This is a genomic window from Bradyrhizobium sp. ORS 375, from assembly GCF_000239775.1.
GTDB lineage: Bacteria > Pseudomonadota > Alphaproteobacteria > Rhizobiales > Xanthobacteraceae > Bradyrhizobium.
In genome coordinates this window covers 1-7,176 of record NZ_CAFI01000200.1, presented here as the reverse complement: position 1 = coordinate 7,176, position 7,176 = coordinate 1, and the positions used below count along the sequence as shown (strand labels likewise).

5 protein-coding genes are annotated in these 7,176 nt (G+C 68.9%); all 5 read left to right on the top strand.

Annotated features, from left to right (window positions below):
* On the top strand, positions 1–3,464 hold a 3,464-nt coding region (smc, locus tag BRAO375_RS17205), incomplete at its 5' end, for a chromosome segregation protein SMC (protein ID WP_035640747.1).
* A gap of 62 nt (positions 3,465–3,526) precedes the next feature.
* A complete protein-coding gene (locus tag BRAO375_RS17200) occupies positions 3,527–4,513 on the top strand; it encodes a small ribosomal subunit Rsm22 family protein (RefSeq protein WP_009028734.1) in 987 nt (328 codons plus the stop codon).
* A 144-nt stretch (positions 4,514–4,657) separates the two neighbouring features.
* Positions 4,658–5,098, top strand: coding sequence for a COG4315 family predicted lipoprotein (locus BRAO375_RS17195; protein ID WP_009028733.1), 441 nt, complete (start codon positions 4,658–4,660; stop codon positions 5,096–5,098).
* Between the two features lie 183 nt (positions 5,099–5,281).
* Positions 5,282–5,839 carry a LemA family protein gene (locus tag BRAO375_RS17190; protein WP_009028732.1) on the top strand — a complete coding sequence of 186 codons (558 nt, stop codon included), beginning with the start codon at positions 5,282–5,284 and terminating at the stop codon, positions 5,837–5,839.
* Positions 5,840–5,872: 33 nt separating this feature from the next.
* Entirely contained in the window at positions 5,873–7,075 is a 1,203-nt protein-coding gene (locus tag BRAO375_RS17185) for a M48 family metallopeptidase (RefSeq protein ID WP_009028731.1), read from the top strand.
* Positions 7,076–7,176 lie beyond the last annotated feature (101 nt).

Below are 7,176 nucleotides of genomic sequence, written 5' to 3'. Positions count from 1 at the left end.
TGAAACTCACGCGTCTTCGTCTTCACGGTTTCAAGACGTTCGTCGAACCGACTGACTTCGTGATCGAACCCGGCCTCACCGGCGTCGTCGGTCCGAACGGCTGCGGCAAGTCGAATCTGGTCGAGGCGCTGCGCTGGGCGATGGGTGAGACCTCGCACAAATCGCTGCGCGCCGCCGACATGGACGCGGTGATCTTCTCCGGCTCGAACACGCGGCCGTCGCGCAACCACGCCGAAGTGGTGATGACGATCGACAACAGCGATCGCACCGCGCCAGCCGCCGTGAATGATCGCGACATTCTGGAGATCTCGCGCCGCATCGAGCGCGAGGCCGGCTCGGTCTATCGCATCAACGGCCGCGACGTGCGCGCCCGCGACGTGCAGATCCTGTTCGCCGACGCCGCCACCGGCGCGCGTTCGCCCGCCCTCGTCCACCAGGGCAAGATCGGCGAGATCATTCAGGCCAAGCCCGAGCAGCGCCGCCGCGTGCTCGAAGACGCCGCTGGCGTCGCCGGCCTGCATGCGCGCCGCCACGAGGCCGAGCTGCGGCTGAAGGCGGCCGAAACGAATCTGCTGCGCGTCGAGGACGTCATCGGCCAGCTCTCCGGCCAGATGGAAGGCCTGCGCAAGCAGGCGCGCCAGGCGATCCGCTATCGCGAGGTCGCGGCCAAGGTGCGCAAGGCCGAAGCCACGCTCTATCATCTGCGCTGGATGGGCGCGCATGCCGACCTCAACGACGCCGCGCATACGCACGACGTCGCCGTACGCGAGATGGCGGAGCGGACGCGCGAGCAGGCCGAATCGGCCCGCATCCAGGCGATCCGCTCTGCGCATCTGCCGGCACTGCGCGAGGCCGAGGCCCGTGCGGCTGCGACGATGCAGCGGCTGAAGAATGCCCGCGACCTTCTCGACCGCGAGGAGGTGCGCGCCAAGGAGCGTGCCGGCGAGCTCGATCGCCGCCTGATGCAGCTCACCGCGGACGTCGCGCGCGAGCAGCAGCAGAACCAGGATGCGCAGGTTGCCCTGCAGCGTCTCGAGACTGAAGACGCGGAGCTGAAGGAAGAGATCAAGGCGCGCGTCGAGATGCGCAGCGGCGTCGACGAGCGCGTCGCCGAGGCCGAGGCGCTGCTTCTCGAAACGGAGCGCCAGTTCACCGAGCTGACGACGCAGCTCGCCGATCTCACCGCGCGCCGCAACCAGCTCGAGGCCAACGTCCGCAGCCATCGCGACCGTCTCGCCCGCCTCGACCAGGACATCGCCAATGTCCGCGCCGACGAGGAGCGGCTGGCGCAGGAGACCGCGCATCTCGGCGATCTCGACACGCTGGCGGCCGCGCTCGAAGCCGCTGAAGAGGCCGAGGCGCAGGCTGAAGCGGCCGTGCAGACCAACGAGGCCGCGCAGGCCGCCGCGCGGCAGAAGCTGGAAGCCTCGCGCGCTCCGCTCGCGGAAGCCGAGAAGCGCGCGCAGCGGCTGGAGACCGAGGCGCGCACCATCTCCAAGATGGTGAACAGCGAGACCAAGAATCTGTGGCCGCCGATCATCGACGGCGTCACCGTTGCCAAGGGCTATGAGAAGGCGCTCGGCGCCGTGCTCGGCGACGATCTCGATGCGCCCGTCGATGCCTCCGCGCCGATGCACTGGACCGTCGCCGGCGCCGAGGTCACCGACCCCGCGCTGCCGGATGGTGTCGAGCCGTTGGCGGCCTATGTGCAGGCGCCGCCGGAGCTGTCGCGCCGTCTCGCCCAGATCGGCGTGGTGTCGCGCGACCGCGGCGCACAGCTGGTGTCGCAGCTGCGCACCGGCCAGCGGCTGGTGTCGCCGGAAGGCGACGTCTGGCGCTGGGACGGCTTCATTGCCGCGGCGCATGCGCCGACCGGCGCGGCCCGTCGTCTCGCCGAGCGCGCCCGCCTGATCGACATCGAGGCCGAGCTGGAGCAGGCGCGCATCGACGCCGCCAGCAAGCGCCAGGCGCTGGAGAGCGCCGAGGCCGAGGTCAAGGCCGCAACCGCAGCCGAGAGCGCCGCGCGCGAAGCCTGGCGCGCCGCCCAGCGCGAGGTCAATTCGGCGCGCGAGCGCCACGCCAACGCCGAACGCGAGATCAACCGCCATTCGGCGCGCAAGTCGGCGCTGGTCGAGGCCTCCACGCGTCTGGCCCATGACCGCGCCGAGATCGCCGAGTTGCACGAGAATGCGCTGGAGGCGATCGAGGGGCTGCCCGCGACCACTGAAGCCGACGGCCGGCTCGCCGCCGTGCGCGCCGAGATCGAGACCAAGCGCCGTGCGGCCGCGCAAGTTCGCGCCGAGGCGCAGGCGCTGGCCCGCGAGGCTGAGCTCGCCGATCGCCGCGTGCAGGCGATCATCAACGAGCGCAACGACTGGTTCAACCGCATCCGCGGCGCCGGCTCGCAGATCGCCACCATCGAGGCGCGCATCGCCGAGGTCCGTGACGAGCGCGCCGAGCTCGACAACGCGCCGGAGATCTTTGCCGAGAAGCGCAGCGCGCTGATCGACGAACTCGCGATCGCGGAGGAAGAGCGCCAGGTCGCGGCCGACGCACTCGCCGAAGCCGAGACCGCGATGGGCGACACCGACCGCGCCGCCAAGGCATCGCTGGAAGCGCTGTCGAAGTCGCGCGAAGCGGCCGCCCGCGCCGAGGAGCGGCTGGAGAGCGCCAAGCGCCGCGTCGCCGATGTCGAGCGCGAGATCCACGACATGCTCGAATGCGAGCCGAACGCGGTCGCCGCGATGGCCGAGATCGGCCCGGATACCCAGCTGCCGCCGCTGCACGAGATCGAGGACAGCCTGGAAAAGCTGCGCCGCGACCGCGAGCGGCTCGGCGCCGTCAACCTGCGCGCCGAGGAAGAGCTCACCGAGGTCGAAGGCTCGCACACTGCGCTCACCACCGAGCGCGACGACCTCGTCGAGGCCATCAAGCGGCTGCGCCAGGGCATCCAGAGCCTCAACAAGGAGGCGCGCGAGCGCCTGCAATCCTCGTTCGAGACCGTCAACGACCACTTCAAGCGTCTGTTCACCGAGCTGTTCGGCGGCGGCGAGGCGGCGCTGCATCTGATCGAGAGCGACGATCCGCTCGAGGCCGGCCTCGAGATCATCGCCAAGCCGCCGGGCAAGAAGCCGCAGACCTTGTCGCTGCTCTCGGGCGGCGAGCAGGCGCTGACCGCCATGGCGCTGATCTTCGCGGTGTTCCTGACCAACCCCTCGCCGATCTGCGTGCTGGACGAGGTCGACGCGCCGCTCGACGACCACAACGTGGAGCGCTTCTGCAATCTGCTGCACGAGATGAAGGGCTCGACCGAGACCCGGTTCATCATCATCACCCACAACCCGATCACCATGGCGCGCATGAACCGGCTGTTCGGCGTCACCATGGCGGAGCGCGGCGTCTCCCAGCTCGTCTCGGTCGCGCTCGACGAGGCCGTGAAGATCCTCGACCAGCAGGTGGCGTGATCGTGCTTCGTCACTCCGGACCGCCGCTCGCGCGGCGCCCGGGGTGACGCATGGAGAGGATGATGATCTCTCCCGATCTGCCCGCCGCGCTGAAGGCGAGCCTGGAAGCCAGGCTGCACGGCCTGTCGCGGCAGGATGCAGCGACCCGCGCCACGCGGATCTCTGACACCTATCGCAGCGGCGGCACCTCCAGCACGATCACCAGCGACGCCGACGCGATCGCCTACGCCGCGGTGCGGATGCCGGCGACCTACGCGGCTGTGGCCGCGAGCTTGAATGCGCTCGTGCAGGCAAGCCCGGACTTTGCGCCGGCCTCGCTGCTCGACGTTGGCGCCGGCCCCGGCACGGCGAGCTTCGCCGCGGCGGAGGCCTTTGCGTCGCTGGACTCGTTCCACGCCATCGATGCCAATCCGGCGTTGCGCACCCTGGCACTCGCCCTTGCTGACGATACGGCGCGTATGCGCGAGCTGGCTTACGCGCTCGGCCAGGCGCGGGCGCTGCTCGATCGCACCGACAGCGCCGATCTCGTGATGGCCAGCTACATGATCGGCGAGCTCACGGACGCCGAGCGTGCCGCATTGGTCGCTGCGCTGTGGACGAAGACGAGACACACGCTTCTGATCGTCGAGCCCGGTACACCCGCAGGCTACCAGCGCATCATCGCCGCGCGCGGCCAGCTCATTGCAGCAGGCGCCCATGTCGCCGCCCCCTGCCCGCATGCGGCGGCGTGTCCGCTGGTTGCGCCGGACTGGTGCCACTTCGTCCAGCGGCTCGCCCGGTCGCGGGCGCATCGCGAGCTCAAGGGCGCGGATGCGCCGTTCGAGGACGAGAAGTTCAGCTTTGTCGCCCTCACTCGCCAACCGGTCTCGCATCGCCCGGCCGCACGCGTCCTGGCACCACCGGTGGTGACGAAGATTGGGGCGACGGCCAAGCTGTGCCTGGCCGACGGGACCGCAGCCGCGGTCAGCATCACCCGCCGCGACAAACCGGCGTTTGCCGCGGCCCGGCGCTGGGACTGGGGGGACGGCGTAGAGCCGCCATTTCCATGAATACCAGCGTGGCCCGGCATGGTTAATGTCGGGTCGAACTTGTCTCTCATTTTCGCGATTTCGCGAAACCCGAGAAAAACCCGCGTTTGCTACGGTGAGCTGCAACGGGCGCTGAATGCGCTGCTCACAAGGGAACGCGTGTCGATGTTCAGGACGATGACGATCGCTGCAATTCTGGTGGCCTCGGCAGGCACCGCCTTTGCCGGAGGACATGGCGGAGGTCATGGGTCCGAGCCGCCGCCGCCCCCGAAGCAGGAAGCAGGACCGGCGCCGGCCAAGGCCGTCGTCGGCAAGAACGGTGCGATCCTCACCGATCTCAAGGGCATGACGCTGTACTACACCGAGCGCGACACCAGCGGAAACAAGTCGACCTGCGACGGCGAGTGTGCGCAGAAGCGTCCGCCGCTGCCTGCGCCCGACAATGCGGTGGCCACCGGCGATTTCACCGTCATCACCCGCAGCGACGGCAAGAAGATGTGGGCCTATCGCTACCGCCCGCTCTATACCTCCCAGCTCGACACGGCGCCCGGCGACATCAAGGGCAACGATCCCGACCAGAAATGGCGGGTTGCCCGCCCTTATTGAGCCGTCAGGTTCGCTGACACCAATCCCGACGCAGGGGCGACAGCCGAACGAGGCATGTGGGCTGACATGACTTGAACGGCCACCCGCCCTGCTGCGACCAATGTACGCCGGTCCACCCTGGGACCGGCGGCGTCGCCATGCGTTGGCCGCCATGTCCTCCTGCCCTCTCCCTCGGAGCCCGTCATGTCCGGCTGGATCGTCCTCGGCATCCTCGTCATTCTCGTGCTGTTCGCCTTCGGCGCCTACAACCGGCTGGTGGCCCTCAGCCAGCGCGTCGGGCAGGCCTTTGCCGACATCGATGTCCAGCTCAAGCTGCGCCACGATTTGATCCCGAACCTGGTCGAGACCGTGAAGGGCTACGCCGCGCACGAGCGCGGCACCCTGGATGAGGTCATCAAGGCGCGGAATGCCGCGATTTCGGCCCAGGGACCGGCCCAGGTCTCCGCCGCAGAGGGCCAGCTGTCGGGCGCGCTCGGCCGGCTGATCGCGCTCTCGGAAGCCTATCCGGACCTCAAGGCCAACGCCAACTTCCAGCAGCTCGCCGGCGAGCTCTCCGACATCGAGAACAAGATCGCCGCCAGCCGCCGCTTTTTCAACAATGCGGTGCAGGAGTACAATACCGGCATCCAGCAGCTGCCTGCGGCGCTGTTCGCCGGCACCTTCGGCTTCACCCGCAAGGAATTCTTCGATCTCGGCACCAGCCGCGCCGAGGTCGAGGCGGCCCCGAGCGTCAAGTTCTGAGCCGCCGCCCTCGCCGCTGAAGGGCCCGACACCATGGCCGCCTACGGTCTCTACACCCACATCGCATCGAACAAGACCCGCTCGATGCTGCTGCTCGGCGGCCTGTTCCTGCTGATCTACGTGCTGGTGTTCGCCGGCGCGCTGATCGCGGAGGTGATGATCAACGGCAATGGCAGCGTCGCCTTTTACATGCACGCGGCCACGCGCGACCTGATCAAGGCGCTGCCCTGGGCCACCCTGGGCGCCGCGGCCTGGATCGTGATCGCCTATTTCTTCCACCAGAAGATGATCGACGCGGTGACCGGCGGGAGCGCCGTGACCCGCCAGGAGCAGCCCCGGCTGTACAATCTGCTGGAAAACCTCTGCATCTCCCGCGGCATCACCATGCCGCAGCTGAAGATCATGGACAGCCCGGCGCTGAACGCCTTCGCCACCGGTCTGAATCCGCGGCAATATTCGGTCACCGTGACCACCGGCCTGCTCGCGGCGCTGGATGACCAGGAGATCGAGGCGGTGCTGGGTCACGAGCTGACCCACATCCGCAACGGCGACGTCCAGCTGATGGTGGTGGCCGTCATCATCGCCGGTGTGGTCGGCTTCTTCGGCGAATTGTTCTTCCGCCTGTTCACCAATATGAGCTGGGGCGGCGGCTGGGGCCGATCGTCGTCATCCTCCTCCTCGTCGTCGTCGGACTCCGACCGCAGGGGCTCCGGCGGCGGCGCCGTCATCGTCGTGATCATCGCCGTGGTGCTGATCGTGCTGGCCTGGCTGCTGTCTCAGGTCGTCAAGCTGGCGCTGTCGCGCACCCGCGAATTCCTCGCCGATGCGGGCGCGGTGGAGCTGACCAAGAACCCCGACGCCATGATCAGCGCGCTGCGCAAGATCGAAGGCCGCGGCGAGCTGCCCGGGGCGACCTCCGCGGTGATGGAATTGTGCGTCGACAATCCGCGCGAGGGCTTTGCCGATCTGTTCGCCACCCATCCCTCGGTCGACGCCCGCGTCCAGGCCCTGATCAAGTTCGCCGGCGGCCACGATCCCGGTCCGCTGGCTCTGCCTTCTGATGAAGTGCAGGCTGAGGATCCCAGCGCTGAAACCGGAGATGGCGCTACGACGCCCCCGCCCCTGCCGCCAGCTGGCCCTTGGAGCCACGCGGACGGCCCGACCGCCGCACCGGGCGCAGCTGCCGAGAGCGGCCCATGGAGTACGCCGGCCGCAGGCCCCTGGGGCCGGCACTAGGCCCTGGCCGGCTGTCCCGATTCGAGGCGCCGCGTGATACACTGGACAATCGTCTTGCCAGTCGCTCTCAGCTGTCGCCGAAGGGGAGACGAGGCATCGGG

Excerpts from the sequence above, each read along its gene's own strand:
- BRAO375_RS17200 (WP_009028734.1), top strand. The coding sequence starts at position 3,527 with ATGATCTCTCCCGATCTGCCCGCCGCGCTGAAGGCGAGCCTGGAAGCC.
- BRAO375_RS17195 (WP_009028733.1), top strand. The coding sequence starts at position 4,658 with ATGTTCAGGACGATGACGATCGCTGCAATTCTGGTGGCCTCGGCAGGC.
- BRAO375_RS17190 (WP_009028732.1), top strand. The coding sequence starts at position 5,282 with ATGTCCGGCTGGATCGTCCTCGGCATCCTCGTCATTCTCGTGCTGTTC.
- BRAO375_RS17185 (WP_009028731.1), top strand. The coding sequence starts at position 5,873 with ATGGCCGCCTACGGTCTCTACACCCACATCGCATCGAACAAGACCCGC.